Annotated in this window: 26 protein-coding genes; 15 read left to right on the forward strand and 11 right to left on the reverse strand. The window is 70.3% G+C overall.

Translation table 11 applies throughout. From position 1 onward, the window contains the following. Positions 1–34: 34 nt before the first annotated feature. Both ACGFMK_RS35545 and ACGFMK_RS35550 read left to right on the forward strand, forming a co-directional pair. Positions 35–571, forward strand: coding sequence for a hypothetical protein (locus tag ACGFMK_RS35545; protein WP_392772840.1), 537 nt, complete (start codon positions 35–37; stop codon positions 569–571). A 157-nt stretch (positions 572–728) separates the two neighbouring features. Then, a complete protein-coding gene (locus tag ACGFMK_RS35550) occupies positions 729–1,196 on the forward strand; it encodes a hypothetical protein (protein ID WP_392772843.1) in 468 nt (155 codons plus the stop codon). A 15-nt stretch (positions 1,197–1,211) separates the two neighbouring features. Here ACGFMK_RS35550 and ACGFMK_RS35555 read toward each other — a convergent pair whose 3' ends face one another. Continuing rightward, positions 1,212–3,065 (reverse strand): exo-alpha-sialidase, encoded by a 1,854-nt coding sequence (locus tag ACGFMK_RS35555; protein WP_392772846.1) that lies wholly within the window; start codon positions 3,063–3,065, stop codon positions 1,212–1,214. A 402-nt stretch (positions 3,066–3,467) separates the two neighbouring features. Here ACGFMK_RS35555 and ACGFMK_RS35560 point away from each other — a divergent pair, with 402 nt between their 5' ends. Further along, positions 3,468–4,904, forward strand: a complete 1,437-nt coding sequence (locus ACGFMK_RS35560; protein ID WP_392772849.1) for a sialidase family protein — start codon at positions 3,468–3,470, stop codon at positions 4,902–4,904. Between the two features lie 164 nt (positions 4,905–5,068). On the opposite strand, the gene ACGFMK_RS35565 is transcribed toward ACGFMK_RS35560, so the two are convergent. Further along, complete coding sequence (locus tag ACGFMK_RS35565; RefSeq protein WP_392772852.1) at positions 5,069–5,548, reverse strand: DinB family protein; 480 nt, start codon at positions 5,546–5,548, stop codon at positions 5,069–5,071. 117 nt (positions 5,549–5,665) lie between these two features. On the opposite strand from ACGFMK_RS35565, the gene ACGFMK_RS35570 reads away from it, so the two are divergent. From ACGFMK_RS35570 to ACGFMK_RS35585, 4 genes are all read left to right on the forward strand, one after another. Beyond that, the gene (locus tag ACGFMK_RS35570; RefSeq protein ID WP_392772855.1) at positions 5,666–6,076 is read left to right on the forward strand and encodes a hypothetical protein; all 411 of its coding nucleotides are present in this window, start codon (positions 5,666–5,668) and stop codon (positions 6,074–6,076) included. Between the two features lie 61 nt (positions 6,077–6,137). After that, positions 6,138–6,737 carry a DUF305 domain-containing protein gene (locus ACGFMK_RS35575; protein ID WP_392772858.1) on the forward strand — a complete coding sequence of 200 codons (600 nt, stop codon included), beginning with the start codon at positions 6,138–6,140 and terminating at the stop codon, positions 6,735–6,737. A 170-nt stretch (positions 6,738–6,907) separates the two neighbouring features. Beyond that, complete coding sequence (locus tag ACGFMK_RS35580) at positions 6,908–8,023, forward strand: sensor histidine kinase (protein WP_392772861.1); 1,116 nt, start codon at positions 6,908–6,910, stop codon at positions 8,021–8,023. Continuing rightward, positions 8,020–8,694: a response regulator gene (locus ACGFMK_RS35585; protein ID WP_392772864.1), complete on the forward strand. Its 675-nt coding sequence runs from the start codon at positions 8,020–8,022 to the stop codon at positions 8,692–8,694. Before ACGFMK_RS35580 ends, ACGFMK_RS35585 begins: the two co-directional genes overlap by 4 nt. Here ACGFMK_RS35585 and ACGFMK_RS35590 read toward each other — a convergent pair whose 3' ends face one another. Genes ACGFMK_RS35590 through ACGFMK_RS35605 form a run of 4 tightly spaced genes read right to left on the reverse strand, consistent with a single transcriptional unit; the run spans position 8,695 to position 12,309 of the window. Next, positions 8,695–9,243, reverse strand: coding sequence for a hypothetical protein (locus ACGFMK_RS35590; protein WP_392772867.1), 549 nt, complete (start codon positions 9,241–9,243; stop codon positions 8,695–8,697). Then, positions 9,240–10,367 (reverse strand): hypothetical protein, encoded by a 1,128-nt coding sequence (locus ACGFMK_RS35595; protein WP_392772869.1) that lies wholly within the window; start codon positions 10,365–10,367, stop codon positions 9,240–9,242. Before ACGFMK_RS35595 ends, ACGFMK_RS35590 begins: the two co-directional genes overlap by 4 nt. 23 nt (positions 10,368–10,390) lie before the next feature. Next, the gene (locus tag ACGFMK_RS35600) at positions 10,391–10,807 is read right to left on the reverse strand and encodes a FixH family protein (protein ID WP_392772872.1); all 417 of its coding nucleotides are present in this window, start codon (positions 10,805–10,807) and stop codon (positions 10,391–10,393) included. Next, on the reverse strand, positions 10,804–12,309 hold the full coding sequence (locus ACGFMK_RS35605) for a hypothetical protein (protein WP_392772875.1): 1,506 nt from the start codon (positions 12,307–12,309) through the stop codon (positions 10,804–10,806). The genes ACGFMK_RS35600 and ACGFMK_RS35605 overlap by 4 nt, the downstream gene beginning before the upstream one ends. 83 nt (positions 12,310–12,392) lie before the next feature. On the opposite strand from ACGFMK_RS35605, the gene ACGFMK_RS35610 reads away from it, so the two are divergent. Together ACGFMK_RS35610 and ACGFMK_RS35615 are read left to right on the forward strand one after the other, a co-directional pair. Next, positions 12,393–13,076 carry a response regulator transcription factor gene (locus ACGFMK_RS35610; protein ID WP_392772878.1) on the forward strand — a complete coding sequence of 228 codons (684 nt, stop codon included), beginning with the start codon at positions 12,393–12,395 and terminating at the stop codon, positions 13,074–13,076. Next, on the forward strand, positions 13,066–14,427 hold the full coding sequence (locus tag ACGFMK_RS35615) for an ATP-binding protein (protein ID WP_392772881.1): 1,362 nt from the start codon (positions 13,066–13,068) through the stop codon (positions 14,425–14,427). The genes ACGFMK_RS35610 and ACGFMK_RS35615 overlap by 11 nt, the downstream gene beginning before the upstream one ends. A gap of 18 nt (positions 14,428–14,445) precedes the next feature. On the opposite strand, the gene ACGFMK_RS35620 is transcribed toward ACGFMK_RS35615, so the two are convergent. Next, positions 14,446–14,913: a phosphatase PAP2 family protein gene (locus ACGFMK_RS35620; protein ID WP_392772883.1), complete on the reverse strand. Its 468-nt coding sequence runs from the start codon at positions 14,911–14,913 to the stop codon at positions 14,446–14,448. A gap of 269 nt (positions 14,914–15,182) precedes the next feature. On the opposite strand from ACGFMK_RS35620, the gene ACGFMK_RS35625 reads away from it, so the two are divergent. The 3 genes from ACGFMK_RS35625 to ACGFMK_RS35635 all read left to right on the forward strand — a co-directional run bounded on the left by ACGFMK_RS35625 (position 15,183) and on the right by ACGFMK_RS35635 (position 17,343). Further along, positions 15,183–16,433, forward strand: coding sequence for a permease (locus ACGFMK_RS35625; RefSeq protein ID WP_392772886.1), 1,251 nt, complete (start codon positions 15,183–15,185; stop codon positions 16,431–16,433). 446 nt (positions 16,434–16,879) lie between these two features. Further along, the gene (locus ACGFMK_RS35630; protein WP_392772888.1) at positions 16,880–17,134 is read left to right on the forward strand and encodes a hypothetical protein; all 255 of its coding nucleotides are present in this window, start codon (positions 16,880–16,882) and stop codon (positions 17,132–17,134) included. After that, entirely contained in the window at positions 17,131–17,343 is a 213-nt protein-coding gene (locus ACGFMK_RS35635) for a hypothetical protein (protein WP_392772890.1), read from the forward strand. The genes ACGFMK_RS35630 and ACGFMK_RS35635 overlap by 4 nt, the downstream gene beginning before the upstream one ends. 302 nt (positions 17,344–17,645) lie before the next feature. Here the strand turns inward: ACGFMK_RS35635 and ACGFMK_RS35640 are convergent, their stop codons facing one another. Continuing rightward, positions 17,646–18,161: a hypothetical protein gene (locus ACGFMK_RS35640; protein WP_392772893.1), complete on the reverse strand. Its 516-nt coding sequence runs from the start codon at positions 18,159–18,161 to the stop codon at positions 17,646–17,648. Positions 18,162–18,231: 70 nt separating this feature from the next. Beyond that, the gene (locus tag ACGFMK_RS35645; RefSeq protein WP_392772896.1) at positions 18,232–19,281 is read right to left on the reverse strand and encodes an aldo/keto reductase; all 1,050 of its coding nucleotides are present in this window, start codon (positions 19,279–19,281) and stop codon (positions 18,232–18,234) included. 102 nt (positions 19,282–19,383) lie between these two features. Between ACGFMK_RS35645 and ACGFMK_RS35650 the strand changes: the two genes are divergently transcribed. Then, positions 19,384–19,968, forward strand: a complete 585-nt coding sequence (locus ACGFMK_RS35650) for a TetR/AcrR family transcriptional regulator (RefSeq protein WP_392772898.1) — start codon at positions 19,384–19,386, stop codon at positions 19,966–19,968. Between the two features lie 105 nt (positions 19,969–20,073). Here the strand turns inward: ACGFMK_RS35650 and ACGFMK_RS35655 are convergent, their stop codons facing one another. After that, the gene (locus tag ACGFMK_RS35655) at positions 20,074–20,277 is read right to left on the reverse strand and encodes a hypothetical protein (RefSeq protein WP_392772906.1); all 204 of its coding nucleotides are present in this window, start codon (positions 20,275–20,277) and stop codon (positions 20,074–20,076) included. Between the two features lie 96 nt (positions 20,278–20,373). Here ACGFMK_RS35655 and ACGFMK_RS35660 point away from each other — a divergent pair, with 96 nt between their 5' ends. Then, a complete protein-coding gene (locus ACGFMK_RS35660; RefSeq protein ID WP_392772900.1) occupies positions 20,374–21,240 on the forward strand; it encodes a hypothetical protein in 867 nt (288 codons plus the stop codon). 76 nt (positions 21,241–21,316) lie between these two features. Beyond that, positions 21,317–21,514, forward strand: a complete 198-nt coding sequence (locus ACGFMK_RS35665) for a hypothetical protein (protein WP_392772902.1) — start codon at positions 21,317–21,319, stop codon at positions 21,512–21,514. Positions 21,515–22,221: 707 nt separating this feature from the next. Here ACGFMK_RS35665 and ACGFMK_RS35670 read toward each other — a convergent pair. Then, a complete protein-coding gene (locus ACGFMK_RS35670; RefSeq protein WP_392772904.1) occupies positions 22,222–22,395 on the reverse strand; it encodes a hypothetical protein in 174 nt (57 codons plus the stop codon). Positions 22,396–22,999: the final 604 nt, after the last annotated feature.

The following is a 22,999-nucleotide window of genomic DNA, read 5'->3' on the forward strand; positions in this document are numbered from 1 at the left end:
CGGCCTGTAGACGGCCTGGCTCCCTGCCGCTCCTATGCGCATACGGCCCGATGACAGCCCGCCCCGTCTTCTTGGCCGGGGCCGCCAGACCGACGCGAATGCCGTCGGCGGCAACCCGACGCCGGCCACGACCAACAGCTACTTCCTCGCGTCGGTGGCGGGCACCGGCTACCAGCTCTACCGCATGACCAACTCCGCCGGGCCCGGGACGACGCTGACCCTGCAGGCCACCGTCAGCGCACCGCCGCGGCAGGTCAACCAGCCGGGCGTCACCACGAAGCTCGATCCGAGCGACGGGCGGATCGTGTGGTCGCCGTACCAGCTCGGCAACTTCATCTGGTTCACCCACGGCATCGCCATCGGCGGTTTCCCGGGGATCCGCTACGGCGCGATCCGGCTGAGCGACAACGTCCCGTTCGTCGCGCTCGCCTACCGCAGCGGCACCAGCGACGACTTCAACCCCTCCATCGGGGTGTCGGACGCCGGAGGCGGCGGCGCGAGCAACTACGTCTGGCTCAACTGGGCCTACACCGACACCAGCGGCCACCACGACCAACACCCGCTTCGGTGACGACTCCTCGGTGTCGGTGGAAACCACCTGCACCGACGTCGTCGCGCAGCAGTACTTCGCGACCGGTGGCAGCTGGGCCACCCGCCTCGGCCGGCTCAGCTTCTGCTGAACCCGCCCTGTCACCCGATGGGACGCCTCCGTCCGGAGGCGTCCCAGGTTGCTGCTGTCCCTGCCCCTGCTGCTGCTCCTCGGCGGCTGCGGCACCGGTCCGCCGGCCGGAGAACAGCCGACGCCGCCCGCCGGCCAGGGCACCGGCACGGCGGCCAGTGGCAGCCCCTCCTCACCGCCCGGCAAGGGCGGCTGTGGACCGCGCAGCCTGGTCGCGACGGTCCGGCAGCAACCAGCGCCGCAATGCCTCGGTGTCGGGGACGTCCTGTACATCACGACCGAGTCCTCGCCGCAGCAGCCGTGGAGCCTGCCGGTCAGCTCCGACGAATCGGTCCTGCAGTGCATCGCCCGGCCGCTCGCCGACGGTGCCACCACCGCGACCTGCACCGCCCGGCGCCGCGGCGCCGCCGCCCCGCCGCCTTCGCCGGCGACCCGCACGGACCGCCGCAGACCCAGTGGGAACTCCGCGTCGAGGTCAGGTGAACGCCCGGTGGGTCACCCGCGAAACCGCGGGTGACCCACTCGAGCACGGTCAGCGGACGCCGACGGCGGTGGTGTAGGTGTCCTGATCGTTGGCGATCGACGCGTTCGGCGCGCCGGCCTGGCAAGTAGCCGGCGGAGTGCCGGGTGTGCCGGTGCCGGGGCAGAGGAACAGATCCGGCGGCCGGGTGTCCGACCAGACCGGATACGCGGCACGCGGGGTGACGGCGATTCCGGCGTAGTCACCGTAGAAGGTCCCGGTGAACTGCGTCGGCGGCGGCATGCTGCCCGACGTCGCCCGGGTGTGGGTGAACCCGGCCGACACCGTGATGTCCGAGAAGCCGGTGGTCTCGTCGGCGCCGTACTGACGGTCGTAGTAGCTCACCGCGAACGTGCCGTCCGGGCTGAACGCGGCACCCTGCCAGAACTGGTCGGTCCGGGCCTGGCCGGGCGCGGTGGTGACCACCGGCAGCTGCCGGACGTCGGTGCTGCCGCCGGCGAACGAAGCACCGGCGTTCGTCGAGGCCGACAGCACGATGTCGTTGTTGCAGGTGCCGTTCTTCACGCCGGTGTAGGTGTTGATGCCGGTGGCGGGGTTGAACCCGGTCGGCGTGCAGCCGGTGGTCTCGTTGGAGTTCCGGCTGATGTACGAGCCGTAGGTGACCAGGATCCGGCGCGGGTTGCGCGGGTCGACGCCGCCGATCGGGTAGTTGCTCGCGCGGAACACCGAGTTCGCCGACGGCCCCTTCTCCGGGACGCAGGCGCGTCCGGGGTCCTGGCCGTTCTGGTAGGTCGCGCAGTCCGGTAGCTCGTGGTAGTTCCCGACCAGCACCGGCGTCGAGAAGCTCCGGCCGCCGTCGGCGGAGCGGGCCAGCAGGACCTGGTTGTGGTTGTCCGCCGCGTTCGCCGTGGCGTTGTTGAAGTTGTTGAACACCACGTACAACGCGCCGTCGGGGCCGACGAACGGCTGCGAGTCCTGGTTCTGGTTGCACCGGCCCCGCGGCGTCGGGAAGCCGAGCGCGTTGGCGCACAATGACGTGTCGGCGCTGACCAGTACTGGCACGGAGAACGTTTCGCCGTAGTCGGCGGAGTAGGCCTCGTAGATGTAGCCGGTGCCGTCGTCGGCGAAGGTCGTCCAGGACACGTAGACACGGTCGCGGAACGGGCTGCGCGGATTGTTGTCGACGGTCAGCAATTGCTTGTCCAGCAGGAAATTCCCGGCTCCGGCGGTGTCGTCGTGGGTGGCGACGGGACGGCCCGTGAAGTTCCAGGACGCCCCGTTGGTTCCCGTCGAACGGAACACGAGGAACGCGCTCGATTGGTCCGGGTTCGGCGACACGGCGCTGCCGCGGTTGAACACCTGGCACGAGAGGTAGGCGTTGCCGCGGGAATCCCACGCCACCGAGGTGTCACCGCCGGACTGCCAGTACTCCCGGGGCGCGCCGCCGAAGTCGGTGCCGCGGCTGAAGCCGTTCGGCGTGGTCGCGTCGGCCCACGACCGGGCGCCGTCGAGGGAGTAGCTGACGCCGCAGGTGCCGTCGCCGCGGCGGTAGTCGTTGTAGGTGGCGATGACGTGGGCGGGGTTGTTCGGGTCGGCGGCCGCCCAGGTCTCGTTCTGGGCCTGGGCCCGGCCCTGCAGATCGGGGTCGGTGAGGTTCAGGCAGTTCTGGTTGACCTTGACGTTGGTGCCGTACCGGTTGGCGCACGGCGCAGCAGCTGAGGGCGTGGCCCGATTCGGGGCCAATGCTCTGGCAGCGTTGGCAGGGTCTTCGCCGTTGAGAACCGTGGACAGCAGTCCGGAGACGTGGCGCTGCTGCACGGGGGTGAGCTGGTGGTAGCCGAACGGCTGTGCGGTGGCCGGGGCCACGGCGAACACGCCGAGCGCGGCCGTACTCAGAATTGTCACACAGATCGCGGAAATGGTGCGGGGACGCGACACGGGCGTGCTCCCTTGATCGACCGGAGTTTCCGGTGCGCGGCCAGCCACACGGCACGAGCCGTGCCTTGGTCCGCCGCTGGAACCGTCGCCCCGGCGGGCCGTGGCGTTACCTGCTTGTCGACTGTCCACACTGGACTAGGTAAGCGCATGGCCAATTCCTCCGCCGTTCGGCCGCCGCCGAACGTTCTGGATCGGTCGAGGGGCCGGCACCGGCGCCTCCGAACTGGACAGTTGATCAGCCGGGGTCCTCCACATGGCGGCTTTACCGCACGGGCCTCGCGTGGCTGGATCGGGAGTCGTCATGGCCCGCAGCGGCGACCCCGCTGCCCGCCTCGTTGCCTCACCTCGATGCCAGAAGGTGAACGTGCCATGCCGCTGTCCCGAAAACTCGTCACCGCCGCCGTCCTGCCGGCCGTCGTGGTCGGCGGCCTGCTGGTTTCCGCGACGTCCGCGTCCGCGAACGTCGCCGTGACCCAGGTCAGCTCCGATCCGTTCACCGACGCCCAAGCCCAGCACAGAACCGAGGTCGAACCCGACACGTTCGCGTTCGGCTCCACGATCGTCTCCGCCTTCCAGGTCGGCCGCGTCTCCGGCGGCGGCTCCTCCGACATCGGCTTCGCCACCTCCACCGACGGCGGCGCCACCTGGACCCAGGGCTTCCTGCCCGCCACCACCGCCAACACCGGCGGCCCGTGCGGCCAGATCAGCGACGCCGCCGTCGCCTTCGACGCCAAGCACAACGTCTGGCTGATCTCCTCCCTCGGCGTAAACTGCCCGAGCGGCACCCCGGTGTTCACCAGTCGCTCCACCGACGGCGGCAAGACCTTCGGCAACCCCGTCACCACGGCGACGGGTTCGCTGGACAAGAACTGGATCGTCTGCGACAACACCACGTCCAGCCCGTTCTTCGGCAACTGCTACACCCAGTACGACATCACCAGCTCCGGCGACTCCATCCGGATGAAGACCTCCAGCGACGGCGGCCTCACCTGGGGCCCGGCCCGCGCGCCTTCCGGCACCCACACCGGACTCGGCGGTCAGCCGGTCGTGCAGCCCAACGGCACGGTCGTGGTTCCCTACCTGTCGCTCAACGACCAGATCCGCAGCTTCCGCTCCACCACCGGCGGCGCGAGCTGGACCTCCACCGTCCAGGTCGCCGCGATCAGCCACCACGACGCCGCCGGCGGCCTGCGCGAAGAAGCCCTGCCCACTGCCGAAATCGACAGCGCCGGCACCGTCTACGTCGCGTGGTCGGACTGCCGGTTCCGCTCCGGCTGCCCGAGCAACGACATCGTGCTCAGCAAGTCCGCCAACGGCACCACCTGGACCAGCCCGGCGCGCATCCCGATCGACGCCACCACCAGCACCGTCGATCACTTCGTCCCCGGCATCGGCGTCGACCCCTCGACCTCCGGCACGAGCGCCCGGATCGGCCTGACGTACTACTTCTACCCCGCCGCCAACTGCACCGCCTCGACCTGCCAGCTCGACGTCGGGTTCACCTCCTCGACCAACGGCGGGACGAGCTGGAGCACCGCCAGCCAGGTCGCCGGGCCGATGAACCTGAGCTGGATCCCGAACACCTCCCAGGGCCGCATGTTCGGCGACTACATCTCCACGTCCGTCCGGCCCGGCGGTAACGCCTACCCGGTGGTGCCGATCGCCTCGGCCCCGAGCGGATCCACCTTCACCATGGGCATGTTCGCCCCGACCGGCGGCCTGTCCTTGACCGGCGGCGCCCGCCGCAGCGCCGACACCCCGGCGCCGCAGAACACCACCGCGCACTCCGTCGTGACCGCCTTCTGAGGCTCGGCTGCCTGCGGGTGCCCACGGCGCGAAGGCGAGGTGGGCACCCGGGGCTCGCGGCAAGCGCGGGTGCATCGTGGCCGGCGGCCCGGGCAAGGTCGTGGGTACGGCCCGCCGGTCTACGGGCTCGCGCTCCTGGCTGCCGCAGAACGCGGCGATCGCTGCTAGTTCGCCGTACCCGGGTCGAGGGTGAGCTGGCGGGCGTGGAAGTCGAAGTGCTGGGTAGCGAAGTGGTAGACGTCGAGGACGCTCATGCGGTCCTTGAAGAAGGGATTCCAGCGAGGTGGGAAGGCCATCCCCCGCTGCAGTCCGGCCTCTGTTTCCGTCTCGAGCCGGCGATGCAACGCGGCGACGACCCGATCGAGCAACGACGCCATCCGCCGGTGATCGAACACCTTCGCTCCACCGACCGCGCCCCAGAAGTTCACCACGTCGAACGGCCGGGTTCCCGCGTCGAGCGTGGCGGCGAAGGCTTCGCCGACGGGTGCTGGAAGCCGACTGACGCCCCTGACCAGCGGCAGCAGCACGCGGACGATCAGGTAGCCGAAGACCATGTGATAGAGAAGCTGCTCGTTGGTCCACCGCGTCCCGTCCGAGAGGCGGCGGAGATCGGTCGGTGAAGCGTCGGCGAGCAGCCCGTGCAACGAGGAGCGCGCACCAATCCCTATCCGTGTCGCAAAGCGATCCTGAAGCCGACTCTGCCCGGGAGAGCTGAGAACAGTGTCCGTCATGGAGCGGGGAGCGGTTGATACGGTGGGGCCGTGACGACGAATCGGCTTGGCAAAGTGCAGCAGGTCGTCCTGCTGTGTGCCCTTGCCGTGTGCGTCGTCGCGATGCACCACTTCAGCGTGGCCTCCGGCATGTCCGGCGCCGCGGAGGTCACCGCGTCGCACGCCATGTCCGATGTGGGGCCGGAAGTGGCGCCGGTGGCCGGCTCCGGCGAACACGATCCGGGGATGCCCGGCGGCATGCACGACATGCTGCACCTCTGCCTGGCCGTGCTGTACGCGGCGGCCGCGCTCCTGCTGGCATTGGCCGCTTTCCTGGCCCTCTCGTGGCTCACCACGACGTTCGCCCGATCGCCTCGGCTCCGCGGCTCACCGCGGCGAGGACGTCCGCCCGACGGACGCGGCCGAAGCATCCTGACCTCTCTGTGCGTACTACGCACGTGATCGACCCGGCCTCCCACGGTCTCGTCGTTTCACGAACAATCAGCACAGAGAAGGATTTGTCATGCGCAAAAACATCCTCGTCAGCGGCATCGCCCTGACCTCCGCCGTGCTTCTCGGCGCGTGCAGCAGCAACGACTCGATGTCCGGAATGGACCACAGCTCGTCGGCGCCCGCTCCGGCTCCGTCCACGCAGGCGGCCGCCGGCCACAACGCCGACGACGTCACGTTCGCCCAGCAGATGGTCCCGCACCACAGCCAGGCCCTCGACATGGCGAAACTGGTCCCGTCGCGCAGCACCGACCCGAAGGTGCTCGACCTCGCGAGCCGCATCGCCAAGGCTCAGGACCCCGAGATCCAGCAGATGCAGACCTGGCTGACCACCTGGGGCGCCGGCATGTCCGGCATGCCGGGAATGGCCCACGGGTCGATGCCCGGCATGATGTCCGACGCCGACCTGGAGAAACTCAAGGGCACCAAGGGCGCCGAGTTCGACAAGATGTGGCTGGACATGATGGTCAAGCACCACCAGGGCGCGGTCGACATGGCGAAGACCGAACTCTCCAAGGGCGGCAACGCCGACGCGAAGGCGCTCGCCCAGAAGATCATCGACGGCCAGCAGGCGGAGATCACCGAGATGCAGGGCCTGCTCGCCCGGAGCTGATCACCGGTCGCCGGGGCGGCCACCGCCCCGGCGACCGCCGGCAGCACGAAGCGCTGGAAATTTCTTGCTCGCGGAAGTGCCCTGACGGGTCTGGGTGAGTTCGAAGCGTCGGTGATGGACGTGCACTGGAACGCGGCGTAACCCATCCGGGTTCTTCGCCGCGAACAGCGGTGCGAGAAGGGCTCGTCTCCCAGCATTTCTGGGCCGAAGTACCGACGCTGCTCCGCTACACCGGCGCGGCGCTGCTGGCCGGGACGCTGACCGCGCTCGTGCTCGCCCGGCGGCTCAAGCGGATGACGTTCGGGCTGGAGCTGCACGAACTGGCGTCGCTGCTGCAGGAGCGGGAGGCCGCGCTGCACGGCATCCGGGAAGGCGTGGTGGCCTTCGACGGGCAAGACCGGCTCACGATGGTCAACGACGAAGCGCGGCGGCTGCTGCGGTGGCGGAGCGCGGAACTGGGCCGGCCCCTCGACGAGATCGTGCCGGAGGGCCGCCTGCGCGAGGTGCTCGGCGGCGACGGGATCGATCAGATCGTGCTCACCGACGAGCACCTCCTGGTGGCGAACCGGATGCCGGTGCGGGTGCGCGGGCGCGACGTCGGTTCGGTGGTGACGCTGCGGGACCGCACCGAGCTCGAAGCCCTGCTACGCGAACTCGACAGCGTCACCGGGCTCACCGACGCGCTGCGCGCGCAGCAGCACGAGTTCTCCAACCGGCTGCACGTCCTGTCGGTGCTGATCGGGATGGGCGATCAGGACGAGGCAATGGCTTACCTCGACGAGATCTCAGCGGGCAGCGCCGGGCAGGCCGAGGAGCTGCGCTCCCGCATCGCACCGGCGTCGCTCGCCGCCCTGCTGCTGGCCAAGATCACCATCGCGGCGGAGCGGGACGTGCGGCTGACGGTGTCCGAGGACTCGCGGCTCGACCGGCCGGGCGCCACCCCGGACGCGCTGCGCACGATCGTCGGCAACCTCGTCGACAACGCGCTCGACGCCGTCGCGGACACCCCCGCGCCGCGGGAGGTCGTGGTCCGCCTGACGTACGACGACGAAGCCATCGCCTTGTCCGTGACCGACAGCGGCCCCGGCGTGCCGGCCGAACTGGCGGAGCGCGTCTTCCAGGACGGCTACACCACCAAACCGTCCCGCAGCGGGCTGCCGCGCGGCCTGGGCCTCGCGCTGGTGCACCGGCTGGTCGTCCGGCTCGGCGGCGTGATCGTGGTGACGCCGGGCCCGGGCGGAGCGTTCACCGTGCGGCTGCCCGTACCTGCCTTGGAGGCCCGATGATCCGGACGCTGGTGGTGGACGACGACGACCGGATCGCCAAGGTCCACGCGGCCGGCGTCGGCCGCGTCGGCGGCTTCACCGCGGCCGGGGAGGCGCATTCGCTGGCCGAGGCGCGGGCGCTGGTCCGGACCCTCCGGCCGGACCTGCTCCTGCTCGACCTCTACCTGCCCGACGGCCACGGGCTCGAGCTCATGCATTCCCTGCACGAAGCCGTGCCCCGCCCCGACTTCATCGTCGTCACCGCCGCACAGGACATCGACGGCGTCCGGCAGGCCATGCAGCTCGGCGCCGTCTACTACCTGGTCAAGCCGTTCGGGTTCGCCCAGCTGCGCGAGCAGCTCGCCGCCTACGGCCGGCTGCACGACAGCCTGGCCGGGCTCGACATCGCGAACCAGGAAACCGTCGACACCCTCTACGGCCTCCTGCGCGGCCCGGCCGTCCACCGGGCCGACCGGCGGCGGCTGCCCGCCACCATGGCCCAAGTGCCGGAACGGGTCCGGACCGCGCCGCACGCCCTGTCCGCGACCGACGTGGCCGAGCAGCTCGGCGTCAGCCGCGCCACGGCGCAGCGGTACCTGGCCGACCTCGGGCGCCGCGGCCTGCCGGACCTCAGCCTGAACTACGGCACCGCGGGCCGTCCGGAACACCGCTACCACGTGCCCCGCCGGTGATCACACCACGAGCGGCTGCCACGCGGGCCGGACCCGGCGCCACGCGATCACCAGGAACACGAGCAGGCCCGCGAACGGCAGTGACCCGACCAGCCAGCTCAACGCCAGCGGCGGCCCCGGCTGGCCGAGGACCGTGATCGCCGGGAGCTGCCCTTCGCCGTGCCCCTGCGGGCCGTCGATGGCGAACCCGAAGCGGTAGACGCCCGCGCTGCTGAACGACTTCACGTCCAGGCCCCACGAATCGAGCTTGCGCGGGTGGCGGACCAGCGGGCGGGTGTGCTCGTCGGACTTGACGCCGGGGCCGTCCAGCAGCAGGGTGCCGGACTTGCCCGCGATGCCGCCGTCGGGCAGGAACGTGAAGTCCAGCGACTGCATGGCCCGGACGGGCCAGACGGAGAACCCGACGGTCACGCTGTAGGGCCCGGCCTGGACGTGTTCGGTGTGCACGATGTTGACGGGTGCGTAGGCCATCGCCGGAGCCGCTCCGGCGAAGCTCAGGGTCAGCACGGCGAGGGCGGTGACGGCGAAGCGCCGGGTGCGCGAGGTCATCGGGTTTCCTCCGGTGTGAGGGCGTCGAGCATCATGGTGAACCGGCCGCCGAGGAACCCGGCGAGCGCGCCCAGCGGGAGGCCGAGGATCGCGACGAGCGCGAACTCGGTTCCGGAGATCTCCACGGTGGGGTCGGTGAGGGTCTGCTGCAGCGGCAGGCCGACGGCCACGACCAGCCCGGTCACCGCGCCGGCCAGGAGCAGGACCCGCCGGACGCCGAGCCCACGACGGCGGGTGACGTGCAGCAAGCCCTCGACCAGGACGGCCGCGACGACGAGGAACATCGGCATGGCGCCGGGCAGGTCCGGCGGCTGCGGGGTGAGGCCGTCGCGCAGCGGGAGGCCAACCGCGGCGGCGTAGGTTTCCGCCGCCCACGGGGAGAACCACCACAGGAACGCCTGCAGCACCCCGAGGACCACCGCGATCGCGATCGCCGAACCGGGCCGGCGCAGCAGCGTCGCGCCGATGATCAGCAGCAGCGGTGAGAAGAAGATGATCCCGATGATCGTCGGGTCGATCGGCAGCGGGAAGTTCTTGAGCGCGTTCGCGGGGATCGGCGCGAAGGTGATCAGGATCGGGATCGACCCGATGACCCCCCAGCGGCCCCAGCGCTGGTTCTTCGCGGCGGCGTACACGATGATGCTGCCGATCATCGTGACGGTGATCGAGAGGAACAGCGCGACGTGCGACGGGGTGTTCAGCACGGCGTCGAAGCCGTAGATCGAGTGCCACACCAGGTCCAGCAACCCGTAGAGCAGGAACGACGCAGCGCCGATCCCCGACACCAGGTACCCGAGCGGCGCGGTGAAGACGCCGCCGAACACCCGCACGGGCGTGCCGCCGACGGTGCGGGGCATCGGCCGGCCGGCGCGCTGGGCGGCGGTGGCCAGCAGCACCATGACGAGGCTGGCGACGCCGGACAGGGCGCTGCCGGTGTAGAGGGCCAGGTGGGACAGGGTGAAGAAGGTGTCCGGCCCGACCTCGGTGTGCCACTGGATGTCCCAGCTCAGCCCGGCCGTGGTGATGACCGTGCCGAGGAACACCGTCCACGCGCCGGTCTGGGCGGCCGTTCCCGTTCGGGTGGCGGTGCGACCGCCGGCCAGTGCCGCGGTTATGTCCATCATGGTGTCCTTTCGGGGTGGGGATGTCAGCCGGAGACCGGTAGCGGGAGGGTGAGGTGCTCGGCGTCGACCGAGAGCAGCAACTGCCACGAGCCGGCCATCATCAGCGGCACGCCGTCGGCGCGATAGCCGCCGCCACCAGTGGGCACGGCGGTGACCGGCGGCCCGGCGTGGCCCATCTGCGGCATCACCGGCTGGATCCGGACCGTGGCGCCGGAGACGGGGCGACCGGCCGGATCGGCCACCTCGACGTCGACGGAAGTGCTGCCGGGCTTGGGGTTGCGCACCGTGGCCGTCACCGCGTAGTGCGCCGTCGCCGCGTGCAGCACGGCCGGTCCGGCCGGGCTGGGCCACAGCACCGCCACGAGCACCGCGGCCACGGCGACCGCCACGCCGACGGTGGCGGCGAGCCCGCGACGGGAGCAGGTGGGCGTGGTCGTCACGGTGTCTCCTGGGGTGCGGGGGCGACGTCGAGCACGACCGGGACCGTCAGCACGGCGTAACGGCGTTCGACCTGGATCCAGAGCCGGTACTCGCCGGGCACCGGGAAGGTGTAGGTGAACGGCACGTCCGGGCCGTAGGCGGCGACGGTCTCGTCGGGAGCGCTGTCGCCGTTGACCGGCGGCAGGCCGGCCATCCCGGGCCGCGACGGGTCCATTGTGGACGTCGAACCCATGGCGTGGACGTGCGCCCACACCGGCGCGGCCTGCGCCGCCGCCCCCACCGGCGCCGCGGGCGGCAGCGGCCCGGCCACGATCAGGTGCCCGGCCATGCCCAGCCAAGGCTGGAGATCACCGGTGTCACCGGCCCGGGCCGTCACCGTTGTGGGCTCCCCGGCTGCCGGCGTCGTCGTGGTGACGGCGATGTCGCCCGCCGCCGTCACGCCGGTGAGCTCCCCGGCCCCGAGCCGGACCGGGTCCGGGACCGCCGGCGGCACGGACGCGCCCGGGACGTCGAGGCCCGCGGCGGCCCGCACCAGCTGGACCCCGCCGCCGCGCCGGACCAGCTCGGCCGACAAGGCGTAGTGCCCGGACGCCGGCGGCGTGACGTGCAGTGCGTAGTGGCCCGGAGAGGTCCGGATCGGGTGTTCGTGCCACAGCTCGCCGTCCGGGCCGACCAGCAGCAGGTGGACCAGGGCGCTGTCGTGGACGATCAGGTCGTCCACCGGCAGGCCCGTCGACCCGTCGGTGAGGGTGAGGCCGAGGTCCGCCGCGTGTCCCGCGGTCAGCGCGCCGTCGACGGTGAGCACCACCGGCGGGCGCGAGTAGTCGCCGGTCATCGGCTGGGTCAGGACGTAGGGGTCGGTGACGTTGGCGACGGTCGGGTCCAGCTGGGTACCGGGCTGCGGCGGCAACGGCAGCGACGCCGAGAGCACCGCGGCGGTCACCGCGACCGCCAGCCCGGCCACCATCCCGCCGGCCGGGAGGACCGCCCAGGCCGCCCGTCGAGCCCGGGTCGCCGTGACGACCGACACGAGCAGCAGCACACCGGCGGCGAGGAACCCGCCGTACACCAGGCGTTCCGGCGGCGAGATCACCTGAACGGGTACGACGAACGGGATCCGGGCCGTGCGTGTCCCGTCGCTCAGGGCCAGCTCCCACGGTCCGGGCCGGTCGACGTCGACGACGGCGCTGTAGGCCCGCGGTTCCACCCCGAGGTCGACCGTCGCCGAGGGCGCCGGCCCGCTTTCGGTGGTAGCCCGGGCCACCACGGTGAGCCGGCCCGGCGCGGTGCCGGCGTGCGTGATGAAGTCCAGGTGCAGCGGGCCGGGGACGCTTGTGACGCGACGCAGGACGACGGTGAGTTCGCGGTCGCCGAGGGTCTGGGCCACGGTGACGTCGCCGCCCGAAGACGGCGAGTCGGCGTGCGCCACCGGGCTCGCGGCGAGCAGGAACACCAGGCACGCGAACGGGACCAGCGCACGGTACTTCGGGAAGTGCGGCACGGCAGGAGCTTCGCGAAAGCCGCCTTACAGGACCCTTTCAGCCGGTAACCGCGCTTTTGCCCGCGCCCGGTGATACTGGGCCGATGCGGATACTGGTGGTCGAGGACGAGGAGGCCATGGCCGCGTCGCTGGCCTGGGGCCTGCGGGCGGAGGGGTACGTCGTGGACGTCACCGGCGACGGCCGGGACGCCCTGTGGCAGGCCCTCGAGACGGCCCACGACGTGATCGTCCTGGACGTCATGCTGCCGGGGCTGGACGGCTACCAGGTCTGCCGCCGCCTGCGCGCCGACGGGGTGTGGACGCCGATCCTGATGCTCACGGCCATGGACGACGACCTCGACCAGGCCGAGGGGCTCGACTGCGGCGCCGACGACTACCTGGTCAAGCCGTTCGCCTACCCGGTCCTGCTCGCCCGGCTGCGGGCGCTGACCCGGCGCGGGCTCGGCCGCCGTCCCGCGGTCCTCACCGCCGCAGGCCTGCGTTTCGACCCCGCCGGGCGGACGGTCGTCCACGACGGCGCCGCGCTGGACCTCACCACCCGTGAGCTGAGCGTCCTGGAGTACCTGCTGCGCAAGCAGGGGCAGGTGGTGTCGAAGTCCGAGCTGCTGGAGCACTGCTGGGACGCCGCCTACGACGGCGGGCCGGCGGTCGTCGAGGTCACCGTCCACCGCCTGCGCCGGAAACTGGACCGGCCCGGCGGCCAGGACGTGATCCACACCCTGCGGGGCCAGGGTTACCTCATCCGGGACGACGACGATGAGCGGTGACCGCCCGCGGTGGCGCACCTTGCGGGTCCGGCTCACGATGATCGCCGGGCTCGTCATCACCGGCGCCGTGGTCCTGGGGATCGTCCTGCTGTACCTGCTGCAGGTCCAGTCCGTCGACCGCACCCTCGACGGCCAGCTGCGCGCCTACGCGGTCGAGATCACGGAATCCGCAGCGACCGGCGCGTGGCCCCGCGTGCTGGCTCCGTCCACATTGGACGCCGACGCCGAGGCCCAGGTGATCGCCCCGGACGGGCACGTGCTGGCGGCGACCCGCACCCTGGCCGGCCTGCCCGCGATGTACACCGTCGCGGGCAGCTCCGAAACCCCGCAGCGCACCGGCGCCGCCGACGGGATCATCCCCGACGACGTCCGAGTGGTCGCCGTCCGGCAGATCGTCGGCGGACAGCCGGTCACCATTCTGGCCGGCACCCCCACCGGGCTGCTGACCCAGCTGCGCGAGGCGTTCACGTCCAACCTGCTGCTCGGCTTTCCCGTCATCCTCCTCGGCGCCGCGGGCACGGTCTGGCTGATCGTGGGGCGAGTGCTGCGCCCGGTCGAGGAGATCCGGCACGCCGTGACCGAGATCACCGCCGCCGACCTTTCCCGGCGGGTGCCGGAGCCCGGCACGCCCGACGAGATCGGCTCGCTCGCCCGGACGATGAACGACATGCTCGGCCGGCTGGAGAACTCGGCCGGCCGTCAGCGGCGCTTCGTCGCCGACGCCTCCCACGAGCTGCGGAGCCCGCTCGCGGCGATCCGCACCACGCTCGAAGTCGGGCTCGCCCACCGTGACCGGGCCCCCTGGCCCGAGATCGCCGAACGCGCCGCGCGGCAGTCCGACCGCCTCGAAACCCTCATCGGGCAGCTGCTGCTGCTCGCCAGAGCGGACGAACACCAGCTGGCGGCTCGCAGCTCCGAGGTGGACGTCGACCGGCTGTTGCGAGAGATCGACGACACGACGCCCTCAGGCCACCTGACGATCAGCCTGGAATCAGCGGGCGACAGCAAGGTCCCGGGTCACGCCGATCACCTGGAACGGCTGTTCCGCAACGTGCTCGACAACGCGGTGCGGCACGCGGCAACGACTGTCCACATCAGAACGACGACCACGGACGTGCGCGTGGTCACGGAGATCGCCGACGACGGTCCGGGCATCCCGGCCGAGGACCGCGAGCGGGTCTTCGACCGGTTCGTCCGCCTCGACGGCAGCCGGGATCGCGCGAGCGGCACGAGCGGGCTCGGCCTGGCCATCGCGCGGGAGATCGTCACCGCTCACCACGGCGGCATCAGCGTGGCCGACGCCGAGGGGCACGGAACCACGGTCGTCATCTGGCTGCCCCGCACGGCCTGACGTCAGCTCCGCGTCCGGTCACCGGGCGGCGGCCAGGGTTCGTCCGCCGCTTCCCACCAACGGCCGCAGGGCGCCGTCGCGCAGGTGATCCACGAGGGCCGTCATCGGACGCCGCAGCGACAGGCCCAGGCACGCCACCAGCGCGCCGAGGACAGCTCCGGCGAGCACGTCGTGGGGATAGTGCGCGCCCAGGTACATCCGCGAAAACGCGACCAGCAGGGCCAGCCCGAGCGCGACCAGGCCGGTGCGGCGCGTGGCGAACAGCAGGGCGAGCGCCGCGGCGACGGCGAGCGTGACCCACAACGCGGCGGCCATGCGGGCCCCCTCGCGCGAGCGCATCCGCCACCACGTCATCACCGCCAGCAGGGCGAGCAGCACCAGGCCGACGTTGGTGTAGATCGCCATCACCCCCTGCAGCCACGGGGTCTCCCGGGCGAACCCCAGCACCGCGAGGTACCAGCTGCCGTCGATCGCCCCGCCGTCCACGCGAATGTCCTACTCCCCTGGGGTATCCGCGCTCGCGCGCCCTCCTGCCCTCGGAGCGCGCGGCGGTTGCCGGTCGAGCGCCGTCCGCGGGAACAGCCAGGACGGTGGCTTCGAGCACCTGGCCGGCGTTCTTCTGCACGAGGTCCGGCTGAACCTCGATCGCCCCGTACATCTGACCGGCATGTCGTGCGGGTCACAGTGAGTCGAGGAAGATAAGAGTAGTCTTCACCCACATCAATACCCCCACAGGGTATTAGGGAGTGGTTGTTATGGGTGCGATCGGACACGCGCTGGCCTTGGCCGGGTCGATGACCTGGGAGATCCTCTGGGCGCTGATCCTCGGGTTCCTGCTGTCCGCGGTGGTCCAGGCGGTGGTGCGCAAGTCCACGATCGTGCGGCTGATGGGCGACGACCGGCCGCGCACCCTCGCGGTGGCGTCCCTGCTCGGTGCCGCGTCGTCGTCCTGCTCCTACGCCGCCGTCGCGCTGGCCCGGTCGCTGTTCCGCAAGGGCGCGAACTTCACCGCGGCGATGGCGTTCGAGATCGGCTCCACCAACCTGGTCGTGGAGCTCGGCATCATCATGGCGCTGCTGATGGGCTGGCAGTTCACCGCGGCCGAGTTCGTCGGCGGACCGATCATGATCGTGCTGCTCGCCGTGCTGTTCCGGATCTTCGTGCGCAAGCGCCTCATCGCCAAGGCCCGCGAGCAGGCCGACCGCGGCCTGGCCGGGTCGATGGAAGGCCACGCGGCGATGGACATGTCCGTGCAGGGCGAAGGCTCGTTCCGGCGACGGCTGTTCTCCGCGGGCGGGTTCACCTCGGTGGCGCACGTGTTCGTCATGGAATGGGCCGCCATCGTGCGCGACTTGGTGATCGGCCTGCTCATCGCCGGAGCGATCGGCGCATGGGTACCGGAGTCGTTCTGGCGGGCGTTCTTCTTCACCGACCACCCGGTGGTCTCCGCGCTGTGGGGGCCGATCGTCGGACCGATCGTGGCGATCCTTTCCTTCGTCTGCTCCATCGGCAACGTCCCGCTCGCGGCCGTGTTGTGGAACGGCGGCATCAGCTTCGGCGGCGTGGTCGCGTTCATCTTCGCCGACCTGCTCATCCTGCCGATCCTCAACATCTACCGGAAGTACTACGGCACCCGGATGGCCCTGGTGCTGCTCGGCACCTTCTACGCCGCCATGGTCGGCGCCGGCTACCTCGTCGAGCTGCTCTTCGGCGTCACCGGCCTGACCCCACAGCAACGCAACGCGACGGTGATGACCGAAGGCATCTCGTGGAACTACACCACCTGGCTCAACATCGCCTTCCTGATCCTCGCCGCGGTCCTGCTGGTCCGGTTCTTTCGCACCGGCGGCCGGGACATGCTACGCATGATGGGCGGCTCACCCGACGCCACGGCCACGCACGAGCATCACGGCGACCACGCCCAGCACGGAAACCACACCGGCCACACGGGCAACGAAGCACCGGCCGATGACCGTCCTGCCGGCCACGAGCATCACCGCCCCTGACACGCAGGCCGCAACGGACGAAGAACCGCCGCAAACGCCGACAACGAGGGCTGGGCAAACTCACCCCGGTCGAGTCTTGAGACCATCTGCACGACTGCGTCAGCGGCCTGAGAAACAGTCAACTCCGATGTCAACCGGAGTCTGTGCAGACCCACCTACACCGGCAACCTTCAGCCTGTCGCCGGTAGTGACCCTCTGATCACATCGAGCAATTCCGCCATCGGGACGTCAAGATGCAGCGGACACGGGCAGCCCACTGGGTCGGGAGGTTGCCCGTCTATCCTCCGCCACACAGACGTGAACAGGAAGGAGAAGCTCGATGCCTTGACACGTCGGACGAGCCAAACCACACCGCCGTACTCGGCGCCTCGGGCGATCTTCGTCAACCGCAAGGCGGTCTTGATCGCGGCGGCCACAGCGCCGCGACGTAGCTGCACGAGCAAGAGTTGCAGGGTGAAGAGCAGTTCGCCGCGCGGGTAGTTGTCGCGCCGAGCCGAAGCGACGGCGTCGTGCAGCAGCTTTTCAGCACGTCCGCCATCACCCTCCCCAGCGGCGATGCCGGCCAGAGTGCTGTTGAGCTGAGCTTCGGCTGTGCTGCGGTGATGTACGTCGTGGAAGAGCCGACCAGCGTGAACGAGGTGGTCCTTACCGTACGGCAGAAGTTGACTACGTTATGCGACGGGACGGGATGCACGGCATGAGGCACTTCTACGCCTCGATCGCACTGGCGTCCGGGGTGTCGGTCAAGGAGCTGGCCGAGTACCTCGGTCACCACGACCCGGGGTACACGCTCCGAATCTACACCCGCCTGGTCCCGTCGAGCCATCGCCGGGCACGGGAGGCAGCCGACGGGATCTTCAAACCGCGCCACACCGGGGCGGCACGGCTTGAAGATCCCGAGACGGCTTGACGCGATCAACAACTGCAAAACAGCAGGTCAGCCCGATACCGCCTACTTGTGCCAGAACTTAGGACACCATTTCCCAAGCTGGCACCCTTCATGGCCAGGCAGGGCCTGACCTGCACTTTCAGGCCGGGTGGGGCCGACAGAGGTTGATCCGGGCCGGACGTGTGACGGCCTGTAGACGGCCTGGCCCTTGCCGCTCCTACGCGCATACGGCCCGATGACAGCCCTCCCCCGTCTTATGGCCGAGGTCGCCAGACCGACGCGAATGCTCGACGCGATTGCCGTTGCCAAGGACGAACGCGCCTTCACCAGTGCACGGTTCGCGAGCAGGTACGGATCCAGGGGCGCGAGCCGGGACAGCCCGAGACCCGCTCGCTCTTCCGCGGCGCTCCCCGACCCGATCCGGCCACGCGAGCCCGCCGCGACGACCTGACGCCGACGGCGATCGCCATGAGGCTCCCGGCCAGCATCACGCCTTGCGCATCATAAGTGTGAAAGACGATCAGTCCATTCGCGACATTCGCGTTGGACCCCTGAAAGATGCCGCCGCAGGACACGCCGACACCGGCCAGGACCGCAAGTACCACGATCACGATCGGCCGCGGTCCTCCACGCAGGTCGAAGGTGAGCAGCGCGCCGACGATCAGCAGGAGGCCGTAAAACACCCAGCCGATGTCCATGACCGCCCCGAGCGGGGATTTCCCGACCTGCCCGAACGCGACCTGACTCGGGCCGGTCAGGCCGAGATGGCTTACCCAGTTGCAGAACGGCGAGTAGTGCGGTCCTGCCAGGCCGCCGCCGTGATCAGCTCGGCCACCCACGACACCAGCGGACCGATCAATAGCAGGCCAGCTCCCAGGCGGGCCCCCGAGCCGGAGCGCACGATCGGCGTCACGTCAGCGCCATCCCCGCGACCCGGGCACGGATCGCGTCCATGGTCGCCTCGTCCGAGACGCCCTGCCAGTCATACCGCGGCGTGTAGGGGGCGGTGAGAGCGCGGACGTCCTCATCTGTGAGCTCGACCTCCAGCGAGGCGATGGCGTCGTCGATCTGCTTGGTCGAACCGGCGCCGACCAGCGGGGCGGTGACGACCGGCTGGCGGTGCAGCCAGGCCAGGGCGATCGAGGCGCGGCTCACGCCGTGATCAGCCGCGACCTTCCCCACCGCATCGATGATGGCGTGGTTCGACGCCTCTTCCGTAGGTGAGTAGAGCAGGTCGGCATAGCCGCCGTCGGTCTCCGAGCGGGCGGTCGACTTGGCGTCGTCCCAGGCGCGGGCGAGGCGGCCGCGGGCCAGGGGGCTCCAGATGATCGTGCCGACGCCCTCGTCCAGGCACAGCGGGATCATCTCGCGTTCTTCTTCGCGGGCGATCAGGTTGTAGTGGTCCTGCATCGAGACGAACCGGGCCCAGCAGTGCTGCTTCTGCAGGTGGAGGGCCTTGGCGAACTCCCAGGCGAACATCGACGACGCGCCCAGGTAGCGCACCTTGCCCGCTTTCACCAGGTCGCTGAGCGCTTCGAGGGTCTCCTCCAACGGGGTGGCGTGGTCGTTGCGGTGCACCTGGTAGAGGTCGATGTAGTCGGTGCCGAGCCGCCGCAGGGAGTGGTCGACCTCGGTCATGATCGCCTTGCGGGACAAGCCTTTCCCATTGGGGCCCGGGCGCATGGGGTGACGGAGCTTGGTGGCGATCACGACGTCGTCGCGGTCGGCGAAGTCCTTCAGTGCGCGGCCGAGGATCTCCTCGCTGGAGCCGTTGGAGTACATGTTCGCAGTGTCGAAGAAGTTGATGCCCGCGTCGAGCGCGTGCTTGATCAGCGGGCGCGCCTGCTCCTCGCCGAGGGACCAGATGGGGTGGCCGCGGTCGGGCTCGCCGTAGGTCATCGCACCGATCGCGATGGGCGAGACGTCCAGGCCGGTGGCGCCGAGTTTCACATAACGCATGGGAGGTCTCCTGAGAGGAAGCACTTGCGGAGGATCCTCCGCAAGTGCTTCCCAAACTAGCGGAGGATTGTCCGCGAGTCAACGAGAGGGCACTATGGGGTTATGACCGACCAGACGCCGGGCACATACGGGACACAGCGCCAGGCCGCCGCGCGCAACCGTGTCGCGATCATCGAGGCCGCCCACGAACTGTTCGCACAGAACCCGCTCGTGCCGCTGAGCGAAGTCGCCAAGCGCGCCGGCGTCGGCGCCGGAACGCTCTACCGCCACTTCCCCACCAGGGAAGACCTGATCCTGGCGGCCTACCAGCACGACATCGAGCGCCTGACCACCACCGCCGACGAGGTCCTGGTGCGGCATTCGTCCGCGAAGGCCGCCTTCATCGAGTGGTTCGAGACCCTCTCGGCCTACATTCGCATCAAGCACGGCCTCGGCGACGCGCTGCACAGCGCCGCCACGCAGGACATGATCGACGCCTCCTGGGCGCCGACCACCGAGGCAGTAAAGAAGCTCGTCGACGCGTGCGTGGCCGAGGGCACCATCGCCGCCGGGCACGATCCGGCGGACATCATCATGCTGATGAGCTTCCTATGGCGGGTCGCGAACAACGATGAGGGCGTGACCCAGGGACGGCGCCTGATCGCCACCGTGTTCTCGGGCCTCGAGCAAGCGCCGCCACCAAGGTGAGCAGCCGAGGGCTGGACGCTAAACACTGCAACGTCTTTCGCCGGGAAACGCGACGCGGGACCACCACACCTGGACGGCGATGGTTTCACGGGTGATAGCGAACCCTCAGTCTTTAGCAGCCAGCTGGCCGCAGGCCGCGGCGATGTCCTGGCCACGGGTGTCCCGGACCGTGCACGCGATTCCGCCAGCATTTTTCTGGTGGAGTGCCGGTTTCCGGAAAGGCCGCATGGTCCGCACCTGACATTCGAGGAGCTCCTTGAAAGTCGGTTTCCCGCCATGGTCCTGTTTGTCAGCCACGGTCAGCATCATCCACGGACGGCCTGCTTCTCCGCCCGGGAAGCAGGCCGTTTTCGGGCCAACCTTTCGCCCATCTCGCGCGTGTACTCCCGAGGCGAGGAGGCTGTCATGGGTGCAAAGGTGCCGACCCGCGACGAGGTGGCGCAGGCCGCGGTCTGGCTGGGCTGGCACGGGGTCCGGGTGCGGGTCCCGACCCGGCTGCTGGCGACACGGCTTGGCGTGCGCGGGGGCGCGCGGCCGCTGGCGGTGCTGGGACTGCTGGCCGTCTTCTTCCTGGCCGGGACCGCCGGCGCCCTCGGGTACCAGTGCCTGCAGTACCTGCCCGGCGTGCGCGGGGTCGAGATGACCGAGAGCAAGCTCGCGTACTTCCTCCTCTTCGCGATCCAGGGGGCGATCTGGTCCGCCCTCCGGCAACGGGACCGCAAAGCCGCCGCGGCACTGGGCGCGCGGGCGCTCGACCGGCCGCGACAGCCGTGGCACGCGCTGAGGAACGGCTGGTACTTCGCGTCGGTCGTGGTGACCTTCGCCGGTGGCGCCGCGCTCGGGGCGACGATGTTCTTCACCACCGGGTACCGAACCTACGCCTGGAGCTGGCTCGGTCTCCTCGCGATGGGCGCAGTCGTCTTCGCGGTGATCTTCACCGGGGTGGTCCGCCGGCCGGTGATCGCGGAGGACGAGCCGTCGCTGGCGGTCGACGCCGTGCTGCGGTTCGAGGACCTCAGCCTCACCCTGCCTGCGATCTACGCGTTCCCGGTGCTCACGGACCTGGTGACCACCCACCGGCAGCCGCCGGGGTTCGCGCCCTGGCTGGCCGGTTACGCGGCGCTGGCCGTCGCGCTGCAGGCCGTCGGCGCGATCATCCACCGGCGACGGCGCCCGGCCCTGTCCGACGGCGACTACGGCGTCCCGTCACCGGACCCACTGTTCGCGCCGCAGACCGCGGTGAACTGGTCACCCCCGGAGACGCCCCGGTGATCCGGACGGTCCTCGCGACCCTGGCGGCCGTCGTCCTGGCGATCGGATACCGCCGACTCAGCCGGGTGCCGGCCTGATGGAGGGCGCCTACCTGTTCTTCCTGGTCATGACGAATCAGGTCGCGGAGTGGAGTACCGCTCGCCGAGCGGACCGGCGACAGCCATCGGGCAGCTGGGGCGTCGTCACCGCGGTGATCAGCTTCGGCGGCGGAGCCGCGCTCGCGGTGGCGATGCTGGTCTCCGGCGCCCGGGCGCACCTGCGGAGCACCCCGTGAGGATCATCGACCGCGAAGTCTGGCACCGGTGAACCACTCAAGACGGGGGTTCCCAGACCGGGAGTACGGATCCTGCGTACGCCGATCGCGCGGTGAACGGGATTGGCCGGCGATGAACTCGGCGACTCCTACTCGTCGAGCGCGACTTCGTGCCAGGTTTCGGTGCCGCGACGCAGCGCCGACGCTGTCAGGACCGTGAGCCGCCGCGCGCCCTTGCCGTCGTACTCCGGCACGAAGGTGCCATCAGCGCGCCGATAACAAACCGTCTCACCGTCCGCGAGGATGTACCACCGATCATCGCCACCGAACGCGACGAACGCCGTCGCGTCGGCCAGACCCGGCTTCTCCTGGGAGTTCGCCTTTTGTTACGTATCCGACATCTCTGTCAAGCGACAGTAGAGCTGACCTGAGAACAAGGGGTTGACCAGCGGCCGGACAGATAGCCTGACGCGCCCCACGGACGTCACCGTCAACTATCTGGCCGTTTCTGTGAACTCGCCATGCGTCCGTCCCGTTAGGCGCCGGAGCCCTCGCACCTGGGGCGGCGACCGTCCGCAGCCGTTCCCCGCCGGGGAGAAGGCTGCCGTCCGGGCAGGTTCGACCTCCGGACAGGTATCCGACTCGTAGGAGAGCTCGTGGCGACGGCCGATCTCGGCGCGAGGCGGTTCAGTCGCTGCGTCACAGCAGTCCGGCCTGGTGCAGGTGGATCACCGCGGCGAGCACACCGCTGCTGCCGAGGATGGCACTGAGCAGGATTTGAGCAGGGTCAGAGCCCGCACGGCACGCTGGTGGTCGGTGGTCGTGAGCGCCACCGCTGTGGCGGCGCCGGCGGCGGCAGTGAGCAGCACCAGCGCGATGTGGGTGATCAACGGCGTCCACATGATCGAGTCCTGTTCGCGGGGTCCGTGAGCCCGGCTTGCCCGTGCTCGAGGAACAGCCGATCAGCTCGGGACGTGTCCGGCATGGGCTTCGTACCGACCCGGACGGTGCTGGCAAACGAGTGACAGGCAGGGGCACGCTGGCCAGGAAAAGTGCAGTGAATGCGACTGGCTGGGTACGGTGTCCGGCAACGTTCAGTAACGTCCGCCGGACAGCGGTCCAGGGACGCAGAGGGGGGCGCGTGGACCCCGCGGAAATCAGCACGCTGCCTGACCTGGCGGCGTCTCTCGGTCAGTTGCGCCGTGAACGGTCGTCGCAGGCGCAGGCCGATGCCGCCAAGGACCCGTCGATGCGAGGCGGGCGGCGCCCGGCTCTTCCACGATCCACCGCCAGCGGCCTGCTCAAGGCCAAGTCCGTGCCAACCGCGGAGACCGTGGTGACTTCCTGGCAGATTGCGGGGTCCGCGGAGAGGAGGCGCAGCGGCCGTGGCTGCAGGCGCTGGAGCGGGTGGCCACCCAGCACCAGCAGCGCCCGCCGGAAGCGGTGCGGGTCCGCGACGCGCGGCTACGGGTGCTGGGGGTGCACGCCGCGATCCACACCGTTCAA

It is taken from the genome of Amycolatopsis sp. NPDC049252 (assembly GCF_043197175.1).
Taxonomy (GTDB): domain Bacteria; phylum Actinomycetota; class Actinomycetes; order Mycobacteriales; family Pseudonocardiaceae; genus Amycolatopsis.